This window comes from Anaerococcus sp. Marseille-P9784, assembly GCF_902500265.1.
Classification (GTDB): domain Bacteria; phylum Bacillota; class Clostridia; order Tissierellales; family Peptoniphilaceae; genus Anaerococcus.
Window position 1 is genome coordinate 512,100 of the sequence record NZ_CABVOZ010000003.1, and the last position, 19,664, is coordinate 531,763.

At 32.7% G+C, this 19,664-nt stretch carries 21 protein-coding genes and 3 pseudogenes; 1 reads left to right on the plus strand and 23 read right to left on the minus strand.

What is annotated here, in order from left to right; all coding sequences use genetic code 11:
* Window positions 1-16 precede the first annotated feature (16 nt).
* The 23 genes and pseudogenes from mobQ to GAN53_RS09195 all read right to left on the minus strand — a co-directional run.
* Window positions 17-1,657, minus strand: a complete 1,641-nt coding sequence (gene mobQ, locus GAN53_RS09080; RefSeq protein WP_151410742.1) for a MobQ family relaxase — start codon at window positions 1,655-1,657, stop codon at window positions 17-19.
* A gap of 333 nt (window positions 1,658-1,990) precedes the next feature.
* Window positions 1,991-2,281: a DUF3847 domain-containing protein gene (locus tag GAN53_RS09085; RefSeq protein WP_034544987.1), complete on the minus strand. Its 291-nt coding sequence runs from the start codon at window positions 2,279-2,281 to the stop codon at window positions 1,991-1,993.
* A gap of 103 nt (window positions 2,282-2,384) precedes the next feature.
* Window positions 2,385-2,822, minus strand: coding sequence for a hypothetical protein (locus GAN53_RS09090; protein WP_034544985.1), 438 nt, complete (start codon window positions 2,820-2,822; stop codon window positions 2,385-2,387).
* Window positions 2,823-2,942: 120 nt separating this feature from the next.
* Window positions 2,943-3,257, minus strand: a complete 315-nt coding sequence (locus GAN53_RS09095) for a hypothetical protein (RefSeq protein WP_034544984.1) — start codon at window positions 3,255-3,257, stop codon at window positions 2,943-2,945.
* Between the two features lie 107 nt (window positions 3,258-3,364).
* Window positions 3,365-3,874 (minus strand): RDD family protein, encoded by a 510-nt coding sequence (locus GAN53_RS09100; RefSeq protein ID WP_034544982.1) that lies wholly within the window; start codon window positions 3,872-3,874, stop codon window positions 3,365-3,367.
* Between the two features lie 3 nt (window positions 3,875-3,877).
* Window positions 3,878-4,090: a helix-turn-helix domain-containing protein gene (locus GAN53_RS09105; RefSeq protein WP_034544980.1), complete on the minus strand. Its 213-nt coding sequence runs from the start codon at window positions 4,088-4,090 to the stop codon at window positions 3,878-3,880.
* Window positions 4,091-4,212: 122 nt separating this feature from the next.
* Window positions 4,213-4,425 (minus strand): annotated as a pseudogene (locus GAN53_RS09890) (recombinase family protein); the annotation flags it as partial.
* Between the two features lie 284 nt (window positions 4,426-4,709).
* The gene (locus GAN53_RS09115) at window positions 4,710-5,234 is read right to left on the minus strand and encodes a phosphotransferase (protein ID WP_001176020.1); all 525 of its coding nucleotides are present in this window, start codon (window positions 5,232-5,234) and stop codon (window positions 4,710-4,712) included.
* A 216-nt stretch (window positions 5,235-5,450) separates the two neighbouring features.
* On the minus strand, window positions 5,451-6,182 hold the full coding sequence (gene erm(A), locus GAN53_RS09120; protein WP_000810833.1) for a 23S rRNA (adenine(2058)-N(6))-methyltransferase Erm(A): 732 nt from the start codon (window positions 6,180-6,182) through the stop codon (window positions 5,451-5,453).
* 57 nt (window positions 6,183-6,239) lie between these two features.
* Window positions 6,240-6,365 carry an erythromycin resistance leader peptide gene (locus GAN53_RS09980; protein WP_017771940.1) on the minus strand — a complete coding sequence of 42 codons (126 nt, stop codon included), beginning with the start codon at window positions 6,363-6,365 and terminating at the stop codon, window positions 6,240-6,242.
* Between the two features lie 550 nt (window positions 6,366-6,915).
* Entirely contained in the window at window positions 6,916-8,529 is a 1,614-nt protein-coding gene (locus GAN53_RS09130; protein WP_025194366.1) for an ABC transporter permease, read from the minus strand.
* Between the two features lie 25 nt (window positions 8,530-8,554).
* Complete coding sequence (locus GAN53_RS09135) at window positions 8,555-9,436, minus strand: ABC transporter ATP-binding protein (RefSeq protein ID WP_000129976.1); 882 nt, start codon at window positions 9,434-9,436, stop codon at window positions 8,555-8,557.
* An 83-nt stretch (window positions 9,437-9,519) separates the two neighbouring features.
* Complete coding sequence (locus GAN53_RS09140) at window positions 9,520-10,152, minus strand: TetR/AcrR family transcriptional regulator (RefSeq protein WP_011528983.1); 633 nt, start codon at window positions 10,150-10,152, stop codon at window positions 9,520-9,522.
* A gap of 21 nt (window positions 10,153-10,173) precedes the next feature.
* Window positions 10,174-10,401: a helix-turn-helix domain-containing protein gene (locus GAN53_RS09145; protein WP_072469057.1), complete on the minus strand. Its 228-nt coding sequence runs from the start codon at window positions 10,399-10,401 to the stop codon at window positions 10,174-10,176.
* A gap of 310 nt (window positions 10,402-10,711) precedes the next feature.
* Window positions 10,712-12,571 carry a group II intron reverse transcriptase/maturase gene (gene ltrA / locus GAN53_RS09150; RefSeq protein WP_151409831.1) on the minus strand — a complete coding sequence of 620 codons (1,860 nt, stop codon included), beginning with the start codon at window positions 12,569-12,571 and terminating at the stop codon, window positions 10,712-10,714.
* A 724-nt stretch (window positions 12,572-13,295) separates the two neighbouring features.
* Window positions 13,296-13,424, minus strand: a pseudogene (locus tag GAN53_RS09155) (Maff2 family mobile element protein); the annotation flags it as partial.
* A 3-nt stretch (window positions 13,425-13,427) separates the two neighbouring features.
* Window positions 13,428-13,739 (minus strand): single-stranded DNA-binding protein, encoded by a 312-nt coding sequence (locus tag GAN53_RS09160; RefSeq protein WP_000807041.1) that lies wholly within the window; start codon window positions 13,737-13,739, stop codon window positions 13,428-13,430.
* Window positions 13,740-13,902: 163 nt separating this feature from the next.
* A complete protein-coding gene (locus tag GAN53_RS09170) occupies window positions 13,903-15,687 on the minus strand; it encodes a VirD4-like conjugal transfer protein, CD1115 family (RefSeq protein WP_151410744.1) in 1,785 nt (594 codons plus the stop codon).
* Window positions 15,684-16,169 (minus strand): PcfB family protein, encoded by a 486-nt coding sequence (locus GAN53_RS09175; RefSeq protein WP_151410745.1) that lies wholly within the window; start codon window positions 16,167-16,169, stop codon window positions 15,684-15,686. The genes GAN53_RS09170 and GAN53_RS09175 overlap by 4 nt, the downstream gene beginning before the upstream one ends.
* Window positions 16,166-17,017 carry an ATP-binding protein gene (locus GAN53_RS09180; RefSeq protein ID WP_151410746.1) on the minus strand — a complete coding sequence of 284 codons (852 nt, stop codon included), beginning with the start codon at window positions 17,015-17,017 and terminating at the stop codon, window positions 16,166-16,168. The genes GAN53_RS09175 and GAN53_RS09180 overlap by 4 nt, the downstream gene beginning before the upstream one ends.
* Window positions 17,014-17,793, minus strand: a complete 780-nt coding sequence (locus tag GAN53_RS09185; RefSeq protein WP_023054879.1) for a replication initiator protein A — start codon at window positions 17,791-17,793, stop codon at window positions 17,014-17,016. The genes GAN53_RS09180 and GAN53_RS09185 overlap by 4 nt, the downstream gene beginning before the upstream one ends.
* 87 nt (window positions 17,794-17,880) lie before the next feature.
* A complete protein-coding gene (locus GAN53_RS09190) occupies window positions 17,881-18,162 on the minus strand; it encodes a CD1845 family protein (RefSeq protein ID WP_151410747.1) in 282 nt (93 codons plus the stop codon).
* Window positions 18,163-18,178: 16 nt separating this feature from the next.
* Window positions 18,179-18,493: pseudogene (locus GAN53_RS09195) on the minus strand (23S rRNA (uracil(1939)-C(5))-methyltransferase RlmD); the annotation flags it as partial.
* 223 nt (window positions 18,494-18,716) lie between these two features.
* Here GAN53_RS09195 and GAN53_RS09200 point away from each other — a divergent pair.
* Entirely contained in the window at window positions 18,717-19,661 is a 945-nt protein-coding gene (locus GAN53_RS09200) for an Abi family protein (protein ID WP_151410749.1), read from the plus strand.
* Window positions 19,662-19,664: the final 3 nt, after the last annotated feature.

Here is a 19,664-nt window from a genome sequence, read left to right on the forward strand (position 1 = left end):
ATATTTTTACCAGGTCTTATCTTTCTTGATTCATTTTCTTGTTTTTCATACTTTCTCTATATTCATTATCTTTATTAACTTGGTCTTGGAATTTTTTAATCTGTGCTATTACACTTGGTTTTTCACCTTGTTTTATTAACTTATCTATTTCTATGGATAAATCTATGCCAAGTTCTTTGTTTACAAAATCTACTGAATATTTTATATGATTAATTTCCTGGTATTCATCTTTTATCTTGTCTTTTTCTTTATTTATTTCTTCAAGATTTGCCATTAAAAGATTTTTTTCTTCATTCCATTTTTTAGGACTTAGTTTTTCCTTATCTGATAGGAGTTTTTTTAATTTCTCGCTTACTACTTTATATTGGTCTATATCCTTCTTATGTTTATTATAGAATGTGTCTTTGGTGAATAAATTTTTCTTTTGATATTCTTCATAAACTTCTTTTTTGGCTTTGTAGATTTCATAGTATAGAATTTTCTTTTCTACATCTTCCATTTCTTTATGGATTGTCTTTGCTTTTTTATTTAGCCTATAACTATTGGACTTTAAAGTTTCTATTTTTGTTTGTAACTGACCTATGGTTTCTATGTTATTTTTTCTTAAATAACTATATGCACTTGTTAGTTTCTTAAAGTCATATTTTTCTTTATTAGTTTTGGCATATCCTTTTAGATATTTACTTTTTTCTTTTTGAATTTCTGAATAAGTTAATAGATAGTTTGTTAGATTAAAAAGTTTAGGGTTGTCTATTACCTTATCTCTTTCTATATCCTTAAATTTTTCATAAGCAGTAGATAAGTTATCTAATAAATTTCCTATCCAACCCTTTAATGTTTTTATCTCTTCTTTTATTGTTTTTACAAGGTCGTTGTATTTTCTTATTTCTCTATTATAGTTTCCCTTGTCAGTTTCTATTCCCTTTCTTTCCATTGCACTTGCTGCTGATCCTAAATGGATTGTCGGTAGATAATCTGAATTTTGTCTTTTAAAACTCCTATGGTCTACTCTTTTTTCTATCTTGTTTTTTGCTAGATATTCATTGCAAAGGTCTGAAAAATTTTCTCTCCATTTTTCTACATTGCCTTTATCGTTCCAGGTTGTTAGTTCTACTTTTCTTGTTTTAGGTTTTCCATTTTTGTTTAATACTTTTTCTCCTTTTTCATCTAGGATATATTCTTTTTTTGACTTTGCTAAGAACTCTCCTTTTTCGTTTATGGGTCGCATTATGGTCATTATATGACAATGAATATTTCCATTTTTTTCTTGACTCTCATCATGAATTGCATAATCTACTATCATTCCTTGTGATGTTAGATTTTCTTTTATAAATCTTTCAACCAGGTTTTTATTTTCACTTAAAGTTAATTCTTTTGGTAGTCCTATTATGAATTGTCTTGCTAGTTGTGCATTAGAATTTTTTTCTGCCATTTCTACTTTATTCCATAAGGTAGACCTATCATTAAATTCTTTTGGTATATGATCAGGCAATATTATATTTTTTACTAATACTTTTTCTTTTCTTGTATAGTCATGGGTTACTCCGTCCCATTCATTTTTTATTTTTTCTCCACTTATATATGCTGCACTTGCTACTGCACTTTTGCCTTTTCCTCTTGATATTATGTTTACTGAAAAATGAAAACTGTCTGCCATTTTTATCACTTCCTTTCTTTTTTGTTGTTTTAGGTGGAGGCTTAATAGATTTTTTATAGCCACCTTGTGAATGAGCGTTTTGAAATGATAGAATAGAAAAAGCCGACTACTGAATTAATTTTTGTTGTTTCAGTATGTCGGCTTAATTGTTACTTTCATTTCAAATTTTAAAAGTCAAGGGCGAGCCTTAGCGAGTTTATTTACCCTTGACTTTTAAAAAGCGAATGATTGTTGCTCCCTGCAAGGGTTTGGCTCCGCAGGACGCAAGCACCCTTTAGGGTGTATAATTGCGCCCTTAGAAAATCTAAGGGAGATTTGATTATTATATTTCCCCTAATTTTCTCTTATTATTTTTAGTGTTTCTTTAAATTCTTTTGTCTTTGTTGCTTCTTCTAGTAGGATTTTTATTTCTTTATCTGTTAGTTCTTCTGAATTTTCTATAAGGCTTTCTAAGATTGCTCCTCTTGTTATGAGCCTACGTGTTCTTTCTTTTCTTTTTTTCACTATGTCTTGTTTTAATATCTTCTTTTCTTGATTTTTTAGTTGCCTTAATCTTTCTTCTGTATGGTCAATTTTATCTTTTATTTCTTTTGACTCTTGTCTTAGTTGTTCTAATTTTTTCATAAAAAACTCCTTTCTTGTATTAAAAAAAGACGATAGAGTTTTTAATTTCTATCGCCTAGGCTACTTTTAATTATTCTATTTACACAATCCTAAAATTTTCGCTTTATCTTTTATTATCCATGTCTTTCAATTCTTGTACTATATCATTAAATTCTTTTAAATCTTCTTTAGAAAGTTCCCATGTCAATGGAGTTGTAATCATAGGCACTCCCTCCATTGTAATATAAGGGTAATTTTCATAAATATAAAAATCTATCTTTGTACCTTCATTGCCGTTGGTAAATATAAAATGATAAGATTTTATTGCATCGTCAGGTATTTCTTTAAAAAAATTTTCGAATTTTTTATCATTAACATTTTCTACACTCATTTCTATAAAATCACTAAAATAATCTAACTCATCTTGTTTTTCTATTTCAGCAATTTTTATATCGTTAGAATCAAATATTTCAATCTTGTCTTCTTTTTTCTTGCTCTTACAAGAAGTGAGAACTATTAAAAAAACAAAAACAATAGTCATAAATGCAAATCTTCTTCTCATTTTGAACCTCCAGTTTAATAGTTACCTTCATTATTTTTCATTAAAAGTAACTCTCATTTAAATATCAACTTTTATCATCTTGACCCAACCCATGAATTAAAATGTTCTTCATAATTAAATCTAACAATTCTCAGGCTTTATTAAGACTAACCATTGATATAATCTCTTAGTAATTCTCCATAACCCTATCCCAATAATAGTTAGTAAAAATCCAACAATTACAGAAATAATTAGGTCTGGTAAAACTCCTAAACCAAAGCTAGGTTTAGTTAACCAATACAGGTCTATTCTAAATAATTTGAACACAAATTTCACGATGCTTCCAACTATAACAATTGGACCACTAATCATAAAAGCCCACCCAGTTATTCCTGTTATAGGAAATATAAATATCCATATACATGCAGCTATGGTATACCACTTTAAACTTTTCATAATAATCTCCTTAAAAGTAATCAAATTGTTCATATTATTATACCCGGTTTTTTCATTTTCTATTCTTAGTCTATTGGTTGCATAGTAGTATTATAGCAAAAATATTCCTATTTATTCTGTACTTGGGTATTTGCCAACAAATCACCCAAATGTCTTTTATCATTACGTATTAGACCCATTAATAATAGCAGTACAGCAAATCCCATGCCTATAAAAAACATGACGATAGCCCATACATCAAAGTCAGTATAAATTCCATGAATCGTACTCATATGTCCTATTTGCCATGGTAAAAATTTGATTACGTTTCTTATAAAGCTTGCTTTTAAAGATTTATGTTTATAAACAAGTTTTAACCCCGCTTTGCGTTTACCAAAACTCCCATCTTTTGAATAATCCAAATAAGCAAAAATCAAAACAATCGGAATAACTGATGTTAATAAAGCAATTAGTTGTGACTGTAGTTCGTTCATTTTCGGAATCCCTTTAAAAAACAGATGATAAACTGCCATGCTTACTCCAAATAACAATGCTAAATACAAAAGAATAAGTAGATAATCAAAAAACAATTCTTTTATTCGTTTTTTTAATGATATTGGATTATTATTCATAAACATAATTTATTTATCCTCATTTCTATGAATTTCTATAACATCTTCAATTCTGCAATCCAATGCCAGGCAAATCTTTTCTAATGACTCTAAGTTCACATAAGAGTTTTTGCTCATTCTTGAAACTATGTTACTTGTTATGTTTGCTGCTCTTTTTAAGTCTTCTTTGTTCATTTCTCTTTCTACCAATAAATGCCATAATGGTTTATAAGAAATTGCCATATTATTACCCCTTATCCGTTTTATTCATTAATTTATATTATATCATAAATAGGCTGATAAGTCACTTTAGCCTATTTTATACTTGTGCTTGCGTTAGTATTTATTGAGATAGTCCTTGTTTTTTTCTTTCCTCTATTATTCCATGCTATTCTCCTGTAAATATCCCCACATATAGAGCAGTAGACAATACTTGAAAGGGCGTATTTACTGGAATAGATTCTTCTTTTCCCTTTGCCACTTACCATATTAGCTCGTCTATCCATTTCTTCTTAGACTTGCATGAAGATTTCTTTTGATATGATCGCTTCGTGGCTATTTTCTATATAATATTGAGGTTCTTGATCCTCAATTTATTCTTTAATTATAATTAAGATATTTATCTAAATAGAAAAATGGCTTTTAGGATTTCTTCTAAAACCCCAAAAACCATTAATTTCAACACTTTTATAGCCTATTATCTTATTTTCCTTGACATCAATACCACCGTCTCCACATGCCCTGAAGTTCCAAAGTTCCGTAACTTTTTATGATTAATTATACTGAAAGCAATTTGATATAATTCTTGTTTATTCATTTTCTTCTCCAATATTATTTAGCTTAATAATACGTTATTCTTTTTTCAAAACACTAAGTTATTCAGTTCACCATCAAGAACTTTTATAGTTTCATTTCTTTCCTTATCCTCTTGATTGTCATATAAAAGTTGTTCAATAAACTCCCATATATCTTCTAGTTTACGTCTAATATGATAGAATAACAAAGCATCCGTATTGATTAAAAAATCTTTGTGTAATTTCAGGTATATGTTCATAAATACATCATAATATGGCTTATCAACAAAAAACATGAGATCAGCTTTTACTGGAGCCAATTTCAAGCCTTCCCAGTCAATTAGAACTAACTGCTCATCCCGTTGCATCAAGTTCCAATTATGAATATCTGTATGGCATAGGGCCATTTTAGGATTACTTCGTCTTAGAATCTCCGACAGTCCTTCAACTCTGTCAATAGATTGTTCAAGGGGTTTTATGTGTGCCCCAAGCAAGCATTTTAAGTCCATGGGAAGACTGGCGCATTCTTTACGCAATACTTGTTTTAGCTGTTTCAGAAATGGCAAGCTAAAATCTTCCCTAATTAGTTGCACATATACCTACTATATCAATAAATTTTGAGTTATCATTGACTATATTAGTTGCTATTATCAGAATAGTCGTCGATAACTATATTTTCGTGCAAATATGCAAATAAGTAAAATGATAGTTATGTTATATCATAATAATTGAAAATAATAGAATGCATTTTTCAATGTAATAAGATTAAGCGTTCTCTTAAAGTTAGAGAACGCTTAATTATTTTTAATTTATTGAAATAATTTGTAACTATTGAAAACAGACAAAAATTGTTCATTGGATAATTTATCAAGATCAGTAACATTCGCATGCTTCAGCACCTGTCTTAATTGATTTTTAGTAAAAAGAACATGATATTCCCTGTTTACCCATTTATAAACGAAAAATCTATACTTTTTGTAGTCCTTCTTTAAAATAAATGGTTTATGCCTTTCAAGTACAATCAATACAGAATCTACATTAGGCTTAGGGTGAAAATATGCTCGTGGCACTTTTTTAAGAATTTTTATATCCATTTCCACCATTAACAGCAAACCTAAAGCTCGTTGGGTATTTTGCAACCTTTTAGCAAATCCCCTCTCTACAATAAGGTAGCTATATTTCGCTTGACTATCAAAAGCAATCTTTTTTACAATATCAGTACTAATATTGTAGGGAATATTACCAAATATTTTATAGTCTGTATTTTTAGGAAAGCTAAACTTCAAAATATCCTCATGAATAACTTTTATATTCTGAAAAGGTTCAACTGCTTTTTTCGTGGCATGACATAAACCTTCATCAATCTCTATAGCATTCACCCGTTGACTCATTTCCACAAGTTCCTTGGTAAAATGTCCTTTTCCTGACCCAATTTCTATTATTTTATCTTGTTTATTGATATTCGTATATTTTAATATTTCCTTTACATGCTTTTTAGATGTAATGAAATTTTGCGTATTTTTCGGGTTTTTCTGTTTCATTATAAACTTCTCCTTGCCGGTTATAATGAACTAATCTTAAGAGCTCATTATAACCAATTATTTTTGGTTTGGTTGATAATGAAATCTCTCAATAACAAATATAGAAAACATACCCATACCTTTACCTCCTTTAATTTTTTTCATTATAAATGAGATAAAGTAATATCTACTACTGCAATACATGTACACATATTTAACTCCTCCTTATGCAACTGATTATATCACTTTTAATTTCTCTATTCAATAAAGTTCTGTGCTAATCTACCTCACCCTATGGATTTTTAATCCCGAAACATCAAATGTCATCTGTCAAATGCCCTATTTAAAAGGGTCAAAAAACGGTATTTTTTAGCCTGTTTTTGACCCAATTTTCGTACTCAAACCACTACATGTTGTGGTTGACTCCTATTATTCCTTGTCCAAACCACAATACGTCATCAGAATTGCTGCTTCAACGTGGGACGAGTTGATAGAATTGATGTATTTATGATTTTTAGCGAAACTGTTGTATATGGGAACATATCGACTAATTTGTACGTTCGTGGGAACATAACGACTAGCTTTCTAATGGTCGCCAAAAGAATCGAAATATAATTCTAGTTTAGAATACTTCTATCCTTATCAAATATATGAAACTGTAATAATAAAATTTAATTGCTTTCATCGACTAATGTTAAAACCTACAACACAAGAATTTAAATCATTAGATTACACTATTTACTATTCAATCAATTTAAGCTCCTTCATTCATATCCCTTCTACTATACCCCAAGAAACCTATTACTATTAAAGCAATGCTAATTATAGTAACTGTAAGAAAAACTGATGCTTCAAAATCATCCATTGGCATTTGAGGCATCCAACTTTGTATAGCAGTATTTAAAAACCATTCCGGGAGGTCTATTAAGCCGCTAAAATAATTTAATAAAAAAGAGAATGTAAGATAAATATACACTATTTTACCTAGTTTCGGTGCCCATCCAAGAGCTAACGCTGCCAGACCTATAAAGAATAAAACAGTAGGGAAAAGGTTAAAGCCAGCAGCAAAAAAGTCAACTATATCCATCTCTCCGCTATTCCCCATCGCAGAGATAGCAGTACCTCCAAGACTACCTGCTGCTAATAAAACTCCTAATAATCCGCTTAATATCGATAACCCTATACTAGTCCAATATAATTGACTGCGGGTTACTTTTGTTGCATAAATCTGACTTAAGTGTAATCGTCTTTCTTCAGAAAAGAGTTTATTTACAATCGCAATTGGTAGAATGGAAACTAAACCAATCAAAACCATCATAACTGTGCCTGTGAATGATTCTTCAATAGAAAATCCTGTATGAGAAAACATTTGTTTCATCATTTCATTACTTTCTAGGAATGTCTGCATATCTCCATAAATCGAACCATAGGCAGCACCCATAACAACATATGCGATTAACCAACTAATAATGACACCTTTATTAATATTTATAAATAATCCTCGGACGGACAGCAAAGACTGCTTTGCACTTTCACGCCCTTCTCTTTGCGGTAAATATCCAGCCCCCATATCGCGGCCACCTTCAAGTGAAAAAGCTATGAACACCACTATTATACTGAAAATTAAAGCAAAAATAAGTGGAAACCAATTATTATCTGTAAAAGGAAAAGTTAAATATGTCCAGCCCAAAGGATTCATCATAGATAAGTCAACATTGGAGACATCTGTTCCAGCACGAACAATGTATAGTAAGCCTACAATTCCTAATGATGATCCTGTTGCAGCCGATGACGTGGGCATAATTTGTGCCATTATTAGAGCAATCCCAGCACCAATAATCCCTGCCATTCCAATTGATGCCCCGTATAACACGGAACCAAAAATAGAAATCGTATCGGCACCGAAACTTATCATTACTACTGCAATAAAAAGTGCTAGTATACCATTGATAAAGACTATCTCTGCTATTGCTGCAAGAGAATTTGCCTGACGACCTATTTGAAAGGAACGCAGTAGCTCAGTAAGGCCAAGATCTTCTTCTTTACGAGTATGACCTATCACGTGTAAAATAGACATTATCATCGCAAACAAACCACAAAACAACAACATTTCATGTGCATACATTGCTCCTAAGGTATAATCAGCTCCTGTTTCAACTGGGGTCGGCCCTACCATAGATATCATTGCAGGGTTTTGCAAAGTTTCGAACATGCCGACTAAACCTTGCCCTTTTGCTATTTCTTTGAAAGCTGGAACAAATCCAGCCGAAAACATGCCAAGTCCCAATACCCATATAATAATTTTTTTCCAATCTCGTTTTAAATACTGTAAAAACAATATGTTCCAACGAGCAAATTTTTCTTTCATAATAATTTTTCCACCTTCCCACGGTTTAGCTTTCATAATGACGCATAAACAAATCTTCAAGTGTTGGCGGTATAGATTCAAACCTTGTGACACCTAATTTGCTAGCTTCAATTAAAATACTATTGAGATATTGATTATCGACAGAGAATGTTGCTTGGCTATCATTTTGAACAAAATCATGTACTCCATCTACAAAAGCCATTTTTGATACGTCTCCACTTGTCACTAAAGTGACAGTAGACCTAGTTAAATGTCGTAATTCATCAAGGGTTCCAGTTTCAACAATTTCACCTTGGCGTATAATTACAACCTTATCTGTTAATCGTTCTACCTCACTTAAAATATGGGAGGACAATAAAATAGCTTTACCAGATGCTTTAATTTTTTTAACTTCTTCTTGGAAAACTTGTTCCATTAGAGGATCAAGGCCAGATGTTGGTTCATCAAAAATATATAAATCAGAATCAACAGATAATGCTGCAATCAATCCAACTTTTTGACGATTTCCTTTTGAATATCCTTTGGCTTTTTTCTTAGGGTCTAATTCAAAACGTTTAATTAAATAATCGCGCTTTTCTTTATCTCCACTACCATGTAATTTAATGAAGAGATCGATAATTTCTCCTCCCGTTAAAGATTCCCAAAGGGCAACATCTCCAGGGACATAAGAAATTCGCTTATGAATTTCAAGGCTATCCTTCCAAACATCCTTACCGAATATCTCGGCAATACCAGCATCACGTTTTATAATTCCTAATAGGGCACGAATAGTTGTAGATTTCCCAGCACCATTAGGACCAATAAACCCAACCACTTCCCCCGATTTTATCGTGAACGAAACGTCACGCAATGCTTGAAATTTACCAAACTTTTTTTGTAATCCTTGTACTTTTACTATATCGGTCATAATATAGACACACTCCTTTAAAATTTTTTAGATAAAAATCTAAAGCTATTATATTTTCATTTCAATACACCTTTAATTTAGTTTTATTTATAAAAGCTGTATTTCAGTAATTCGGCATAAACGTTCCACTCTTCTAGATATTTCTCTCCAAATCTACCAATATCATCAAAGGTAAACAATTCCTTTAGTCCTTTCTCTCCTACACCAAACATCGTCCAATTCAAAATCTCAATTGCTTTTTCAATATCAACTCCTTCCCTGAATTTAGAGTAATCAATGTCTTTATATAATTTATTTATGGCTTGATTATAGATTGGATTGAGCCTTTGTTTAATGATATCCTTTACTTCTACAGACTCCTCTTGTTTAGTTGATGCCAAGAATTCAAATGCCTGTGGGTACTTTTGTTGAACATAGAACTTTTGTAAAGCAACTCTTTCGATTCTTTTAAATAAATCAGTTTCAGACAAATCAATTTCTTCATTTAGATTCACGATTGCTTTACTACTATACTCAATCAAGTACAAGTAAAGATCCTTTTTACTGTTAAAATAGTTAAACAGCGAGCCTTTTGAAATATTAGCTCTTTTTACAATTTCGTTAGTAGATGCTTTTTCAAAACCATTTCGAACAAATTCTTTTATAGCTGCGTTAATAATTTGCTTTTGTTTTTCTGGTTTTAAGTTATTAAATTTTGAATAAATGATCAAAACCACCTTTCTTTATAAACCGATGACCTAACTGGTCATTTCCTCTTCACTAAAATTGTCTTCAAAACTAATAATATCATTAGGGGTGCAAGATAGAGCCTTACATATTCTTTCTAAATTTTTAAATGTAATTGGTTTATCCTTGCCCATTTGTGCCATAACATTTGTTGTAAGTCCTGCCATAGCTATTACATCTGTTTTCTTTAGTCCTTTTTTTGCTAACTGTATCCATAATGGTTTATAGTTAAGTGCCATAATATCCCTCTTTTTCTGTTCATTAGATTTATTTAATTATAGCATAAATATTGATTTCATTCAATCTTACATTGGTTTAGTGTTTTGTTTTAGAGAATTTGTTGTGTTATCCCGTCCTTATTTTGCCATAAATTGCTTAATACCTTGAGATTTTGCACCCGATAGTGATAGGTAATCCTTTGATGTTATCTCCGGATTTTCCCCCACTTCACACCGTGCATGCGACTTTCACCGCACACGGCGTTCCATCACAAGAAAGATTTTCACGTTTTAACTAAGACTTACACACTTCGTAACAAATTATTTTTTTCTAAATTAGTGGCAATCCTGCCATTTTTCTAAGCTTATTACATTTCTCGATCTGCTTGACCGTTAAGCCAAGCTCTTTTATATATTTTTGGATTGTATCTTCTTTTGTTGCATGGATAAGTATATGAACTGCTTCTGTAACAAGAATTAAGTTGCTATAACTGTCTGTACCGCCTTGTTCAAGCGGTATCTTGTGATGGCAATGTATATCATTTGGTGTAAGTTTTACACCTGTTACCCCACATCTGCCATATTGAGCTGCAAAGAGCGAGATTCTGTTGTCTGCAAACTCTATACTCTTATCAAGTACAGGATGTCTCATCAACCAAACAAGTGTATCTACATCAATTTGCAGATTTTTATGAATAAAAGCTCTGCCCTTTACAGTGTATTTATTTACAACCTTTTTCTTGTGTTTTGCGTCCTTTGTCCTAATATATCCAACTGGAATTAGCGGATGTCCATTAAGGAAGCGAAGCTGTTTACTTTTTCCATATTTTTCTTTGATAAATCCTTTGTTTAGCGTTCCACTGGTTTTAATATCAAGTCTGTTGTTCATCTGCTTTTTAATGTGAAAGGCTATTTTAGCAAAGTCCAAACTTACATTTGTTGCTATTTGGTAGTAATTATGCAAGCCTGAAACAGTGGCATTATACTTGGCTATTGCTTTGTACTGTTCCTTTTCGTTTGCAGGTCTTTTTATATCCGCCACACATTTAGAAATATTTTCTTTTGCATTTTTCAGTGCCTTATCACTTATATGCGACTGTACAACAAACTTTTTGCCTTTTGGTTTAACCTTCAGCTTGAAACCTAAGAACTCCGAATACCTTTGTTTTAGATTTGTTATTTTAGATTTTTCTTCACTTACATTTAGTTTTAATCTGTCTTGCAACCATTTTGTAACTGCCTGATAGGTTCTTTTTGCATCGTAGTAATTACGGCAAAATATCTTAAAATCATCAGCATACCTTACAATATATATTTCTTTTAGGTTGCTTGTTCTTAAAGCTCTGTAAGTATGGCTTTTTATCTCTGTTCCTTGACTGTTCGTTCTCTGTTTATATGGATAATGCGTGGGCATTGTCAGCCATTGAGATGAAACCCACCAATCTAATTCGTTCAAGACTACATTAGATAGTAGCGGTGATAATATTCCGCCTTGTGGTGTTCCCTTTGTTGGTGTAATTACCTTTTTATCGGGCATAACTATGTCTGCTTTAAGCATTTCCTTAATGATACAAAGTAACTTTTTGTCATGGATTCCTAAATTCCAAAGCTGCCTTATGAGCTTTGCATGATATACGTTATCAAAAAATCCTTGTATATCAATATCGACTACATAGTGTAAGTGCTGTATCTGCATTAGTCTTGCACATTCTGCAATAGCGTGTTCCGTACTCCTGTTAGGTCGAAACCCATAGGAGCTGTCATGAAACTTGGCTTCACATATCGGCTCTAATATTTGCAAGATACATTGTTGTACAATTCTGTCTACAATAGTCGGTATTCCTAAAGGTCTTATTTTCCCATTAGGCTTTAGTATCTCCACTCTCTTTACAGGGCGTGGCTTATACCAATGAAACTGTTTTTGTATGAGAGAAATGTATTCTTCTTCATTTAGCCTTGATAGATGTTTTATTGTTCTGCCATCTACTCCGGCTGTATGACTGCCTTTGTTCCCTTTGATACTGCGATAGGCAAGTTTTATATTTTCTCTTGAAGTTATCAACTCCATTAAATTTGAAAATACTTTATTCTTACTGCTATCTTCATATAAATCATCAAGGACTTTTTGCAAGTCATAGTATTCCGTATAACGGATTTTGCTTTGTTTCAGTGTTTGTTTCGAAGTGGACACAGTCACCATCTCCTTTCGGATTTGATTTTCTTTGTCATACTCGAAGCTGTGTTTGTCTTAATTTCAGTTCTTGTACTTTCCTGTGACTGGTGGCTATCCCTCCACGAACTTATTATTTTCGCTTCATAGGTACTGTGCCACCGCTTTCACCAAGATAAAGAACGGTTATATGCTGTTTTTACAGTCATTTTCCCATTCAACACTTCTTTAGCATTAGACTGCTTCCGTGTTCTTGGCTTACCACGTTCCGACAATCTTATCATTGAATACGTTTAGGTTCTTCCTCTAAGCCTGTGTTTAGTTTTCACCATATCGCCTGTAACGATATATGGATTTTCATAACAACCATTCTTACTCATCCACAAACACCCCATCTTTGATGGGAATTGCCGTTAGGCAAATTCAAACGTTTAGACCCTTACATTCGGAAGTACGTCAGTGCTTTGGTATACACATTCTCACCATGCGTATTCGACACCCGACATATAGGTAGCACCGTCCACCTCTGGACAGCTTTCGTATCTGATGTTAATATCAGTCTTACGGCTACTCTCTGCCGACTTCACCGAGCTTTTGACAATGAAATAGTCTAATATTCATTGCCAATCGGAGTATCAGTGTAGGCATTTCAGGGCGTTACCCCGTCATTCTACCTATCAGATTGCCAGTTCTCCTAAGTTTTGAACTTTCAGTCCTTCGACTTAGTGCATAAGCTTTTTACTTATGAACGTGTCGCACGATTGTCATTCCCATAACCTTCCATCAGGTTGATAACACCCCATGCTCCAAGTCCTGCACCTACTGCCATTACCAAAATCTTTAATACATTAACTGCCTGTGTAAAAAATTCCATAATTTATTCCTCCTCGCTTTCTTCTTTCTTTTCAATCTTGTTATATGACTTCACTACAAAGTTTTTGTAAGTCTTTCCCTCTTTTTCACGCTTCTTAAAGTAACCAAAGATATGAATCAAATCGCCTTTTTCAAAGTCCTTTGCTTTCTCCGATTTTTCTCCATAGGCTGCACAGTTGATATACTCCTTGCCTTTCCCGTACTTTTTTACAAGCGTGAAGTTTGCAACCTCAACAGTTTCTCCCTCTTTGTCAAAACTTGAAAAAGTTGGTTCCGCCAATAAATTGGCATTGATGTTAATCATTTCTTGCTTCATTAAAAATTTCTCCTTTTCGTTTAAATAAAAAAAGCGACCGGAATTTTTTTCCAATCGCTGATGCTCATCCTATTTACTTTTTTCTTAGTGGGACTTCGTATTCTTATCATCTTACCTCCTGACTTTGAGTAATAAAAAAGCAGCAAATCTATGTTTTTTAGACTTACTGCAATCTTGTAATAACTGTTTCTCTATTTAATTTTGCTTTCCCTTTTCGCTTCATATAGCTTTCTATGTCAAACAAATTTTTCTTGTCATAGTCCTCAAGCAGCTTATAGTTCTTATGCTTTGTAATATCGAATTTATCTGATAGAAAAGGTCTGACACCACGAAGTTGAAAAATACATTTACCGCCGTCCATGACTGTAATTTCATCTTGACTCATAAGCTCCTTACCTGTCTTTTGATAATTAAGTCCAAAACTCTTTTGATTGCTCCTTGTTTCCGATGTGTTATATAAATCTATCGTTTCTTTTCCCAGTGTTTCGGAAAGTTCCTTTAATGTGGTCTTTTCCTTGCCACCAAGAAACAAGGTACTATCACAGTTGCCCACAATTGTGTCAGCATTATCTTTATAGATTGCCTTTAGCTGAGATTGTGCTTGAAGAATTATACTCGCTGATATTTCTCTGGAACGGATTGTCGCTATCAGTTTTTCAAACTTTGGAATTAAGCCGATGTTTGCAAACTCATCAAGTAGGCATCTTACATGAACAGGTAATCTTCCTCCATACACATCATCTGCCTTATCACACAGCAAGTTAAATAGCTGAGAATACATAATAGATACCACAAAATTAAAAGTATCATCTGTATCAGAGATAATGACAAAGAGTGCTGTCTTTCTATCTCCCAGTGTATCAAGCTCAAGTTCATCTTCACTCATTAGTTCTCTAAGCTCTCTTATGTCAAAAGGGGCAAGTCTTGCTCCACAAGATATTAGAATAGACTTGGCAGTTTTCCCCGCAGCCAATTTGTACTTTTTATATTGCTTCACTGCAAAGTGTGTCGGTTCTTTCTTTTCCAATGCTTCAAAGAGTCTATCAATCGGATTCATGTAGGTTTCATCATCTTCTCTTACCTCTGAAGCGTCTATCATATCAAGTAGTGTTGCAAAGTTCTTTTCTTCTCTTGGAGCCTCATACCAGATATATCCGATAAGTGCCGTATAGTAGAGTTTCTCAGCTTTCACCCAAAAGTCCTCACCTGCTTTTTCTCCCTCGCCCTTCGTGTTTGCGATGATTGTCTGAACAAGCTTTAGAATATCTTTTTCAGAACGGATATATGCGAATGGATTGTACTTCATAGACTTTTTGAAGTTTATGGTATTTAGAATTTTAATCTCATAGCCATTATCTTCAAGCATCTTGCCACACTCAAGAACTATTGTTCCTTTAGGATCGGTTACACAATAGCTACTGTGCATTTGCATTAAGTTCGGTTTTACATAAAATCTCGTCTTGCCGGAGCCTGAACCTCCTATGACAAGTACATTCTTGTTTCTTGCATACTTTGGATTAGCTGGTCTGCCGTTCATAGTTAATCGTTCTGTTTGAGTAAGCAAGATATTGTTTTGGAACTTTTCATCCACATAAGGCTCTATATCTTTTCTCGTTCCCCATCTTGCTGAACCATACTCTTTTCCCTGTCTGAACTTTTTTGCATTTTTGCCTTTGCTGTAGACAATGAATTTAATTAAAGCTGCTACTCCTATGCCTATTAGAATATCAGTTAGATGAATGCTTGGAATAAAGCTCATGGTGTTAAGCTCTAATATCCCTTGAAAGATTTTGTCTATTACATCGCCACCAGTATAGGCTCGTATATGGTGAGAGAAGATATTTCCAACATAGAAAAATGCAAGATAGGGAATGTTCTGCTTTAGAAACTTTGCCTTATCCTGCACCTTAAACAAGCCTTTGTTGTCCTTTAGTATTTTCTCTATCATAGGCTCTGCTCCTTTTGCTTGTTCTTGATTTTATCTTTAGAAACAGAATTTTTAGCCATCTCCTTAAACTTCTCAATGTTTTTATGAATAGATTCTTTCCTTTCCGTTTTCTTTTCTGATTCTGAAAGGGCGTGCTTAAATGCTTTGTCCATCACTTTCATATCTTTTGCTTGAAAGAACACTGAGTATTTACCTGATTCTTTATATTTCATTACCGAAAACTTAACTCCATATCTGTTCAGTTCTTTTTTCAGTTCCTTCAATTCTGTTTCTTCTACTGGTATCTCTTCAAGCTGTCCTTTTTTAACCATATCTTTTAGTTTTACTTCATTCCCTTTACTCCCAACGAGCTTTTCAAGTCCACCGATTTTTTCTGATTCTTTCAGTAATTTCCTTATCAAATCCAAAAGTATCTTGCCTGTTACTTTGCCGGCTCTCACTTCCATGTTGAGCGTTTTTCTTGCAATTTCTTCATTGATCAAGTCCTTTCACCTCCGTTCAGTAATCTATCTTTATTGCGAGTTAGCTTATCTCTTTGAATAAACTTTCTGAAATCCTCGCCTACAACCATAACGGGAATACACATTTCAATAATTCTTGAATAGATTCTTTGATATTCAACACTGTCCTTGCAGTTTTGAATTGTGTCGTAGGAAAGATTTGTTGTGAAAATTGTTGGTTTCTGTTTTAGGTACCTGCTATTGACAATGTTATATACTTGCTCTTTGGCATAGCTTGTATCTCTTTCTATTCCCAAGTCATCTAAAATCAGAACAGAAGTGTTTACGAGAGATTCAATGTATGCGTTTTTATCAAAATCAAAACCTCCCTTTTGCAGTTCATTGATAATCTGTGCGAAATTTCTAATCTTAACACTTATTTGATACTGTTCAATAAGGCTATTTGCAATGGAGCAGGTAAGATAGGTCTTTCCGCTTCCTACAGAGCCATAAAAGAGAAGTCCGATATTTTCTTTTTTCATTTTCTCATAATCTTCTACAAAATTCTTTGCAATCATGAGGCTTTGATTTTCTTCTCCCTGATAATTTTCAAAGGTATATGACCACTCCCTCATGGAATTGAAGCAGGTTCTTTTTAACCTTTCAATTTCCATCTGTTTTTCTCTTCGTTTCCTTTGTTTCTCTATTTCTCTATCGCATTTACAAGCTACTCTTAATATCATTTTATTTCCAAAAAATTCCATTACATCACCGTCTTTTCTTTCGTGGCAGACTTTACAATAGGCGTGTCCATCTTTGATGTATTCTTTTTCAGAATCATAGGCAAATTCTACATCCTCTATCATTATTTTTTCTAATTCTCTTTTCATAAATGTTCTCCTTTGTTATATTCCTCCCATGTTGGGACATTTGATGTTTTCGCCTGCTTGCTTTTGCCCTGATCTTTATAAAACCAAGAAAGGATCGTCGCTTTATGGTCTTTATAGATCTTTCCGGTACTCTTGATATATGCAGATAAGCGTTCAATGTAATTATCAAGCTGTGCATTTAGTTTAATTTGTAAATCAGAAATATCTTCATCAGTTAAAAATACATTTTGAAATGTTCCAAGTCCATTTTCGCAAAAACTATATTCTCTCTTACTATACTTACTCTTATTATTCTCTATATAGTTAGAGTCAACATTTTTAACTTCCTGAAGTTCATTTTCTTTACTTCTGAGGTCAACATCTTTTACTTCTGAAGTAAAGTTTTTTGACTTCTGAAAGTCATTTCCTTTTGCTTGAAATACACTCATAAAGTCTTTTACATAAATGATATTAGGTTTTCCAAGTCCAAGCCTTACTCTTTCAATCAGTCCGATTCCTTTTTTACTGTCTAACTCATCCAATGTTTTTATGGCTGTCGGCTTTGAGATGTTTCTTCTTCTCATAATTTCTTCAACGGTAAAATAGATAAATACTCTATTTTCTTTGTCTATCCAGTTATTCTTAAAAGATATTCCCGTTCGTTTTAGAAGCATGGAATAAAGGATAATTGCTTCCGCTGACAACCCCTTAAATTCTTCTCCATCAACTAATATCTCCGGCACTTTAAGAAAATTAAATCTCTCTGCTTCTCTGTTATAGAAATAGTCAAAGTCCATCGCTTCACCTCCTCTCTTAAAATTTGCAAAGAAAAAGACGATAGTTTTTTTCTCTATCGCCTTTGGTTACCATTTGTATTAAATTTTTTAGATTGATTTTATCTCTTCATTGATTCCCTGAAAGAATGCTATAACGGTTGCTCCAATCATCGGTACGCCGTATGGACTAACTAAAAATCCAATAATCAATGCTTCGATTCCGATGGTAACTTCTTTTTGTAAGAAAGATGCTATTGCTCCAAATATGCAAAACATCATCAGCAAATATAGCAGTGCCGTTCCTATTCCGAGTAAGAATGTCAGAAAGGCTGTGAGAATACTAAGCAGGAAGCTGATTGGGAAAAAGATTATTTTTATTACCCATCTCATAAAATATCTTCCCTTTCTATTCAATCATTTTGAAGTGTCTCAAGGCATCCATGATGGCTTCTTCTTTTTCAGGTGTACACTGTGGAATAATTTGTTTCTCCTTTTTAGACTTGTTGTAATGTTCTCGTAATTCTATTCCACATTTCCTTTTTATCTGTGCAATATATAATGTCGAAACTTTTAATTCAAATTTATTCCAAACATATTCTTTGATTTGAGCATATGTTGCCTTACTTTCAGCACTTGTCAAATCAAGCTCATCCAGCTCAATTTCAATATTTATATGCTTATCGACATCAAGTTTGGACAAAAGTGCTACCGTCTCCACATGGCTTGAGTGGTCAGTATTGATAAAATTTGAAATTTCTCAAAAGCCTCGTATGTGGAAATATGTCCACTAATTAATTATAAACCTTTCTAGATATCTTCATAGTTTCCATGCTTACCAATTTTATTTCTGTAAGACCTTGAATTAATAGAACTTTCTGCTATAATATAAGTAAGGAACAAGCCCTTGCCATACGTGGCGGGGCGTTTTTTTATGAGGTGTGCATATGAGTAAACCGTTTAAAACTTATGATGAACAAATTGAAATACTCTCAAATAGAGGTTTAGACATTAATAATCCAGAATATGCTAAGATTATTTTATCACAAGTTAATTATTATAACCTTATCAATGGCTATAAAACTCCATTTTTAGACAATAAATCTTCTAATGAGGTAGAAGATGTATATAAAGCTGGTAGTAGTTTTGAAGAAATTTATGCTCTTCATGAAATGGATCGTGAATTAAAAGAAGTGATTTTTTCTTCTCTGCTCCGTTTTGAGAAACTTCTAAAAACATCCTGTGCTTATCATTTTTCAGACTTATACAGAGATGGACTATATCCTTACTTACAAATTGAAAATTATTCTGCATCAAAGCATCAGCTAAATTATGTTTTGAAAAATATAGGGACATTATCCAATGCCATAAGTAGAGAAAATAAAAATTCAAATGGCAAGAAACCTATTAAGCATTATATAAAAAAGCATGACCACATCCCTCTTTGGGTTCTTGTAAATTTCCTTACTTTAGGAAATATATCTTATTTTTATAATTCCCTAGATGAATCTCTTCAAAATAAAATTGCTAAAGATTTTGGTGAGAGATATAAAGAGAGTTACCAGTCTAAAGAAAAAATTAGTAAAACTGAACTTATAGATATAATTAAAATCTGTAATTTTTTCAGAAATGTTTGTGCCCATGATGAAGTCATGTATTCATTCTCATTGAATAAAGCTGGTCAAACTGCTATATTTGAAAAGTTTTTCAATGAGAATTATACTGGAAAAAATTTACATGATTTAATATTGGTCCTTAAACTAGTTATTCCCGAAAAAGAATACCAATCTTTAATCTCATCAATTAGCTCGATCAAAAATAAATATGAAGATAAATTTACTAGTATATCAATTGATGCCATATTTGCAATTTCAGGATTTCCTAATAAGTAGTTA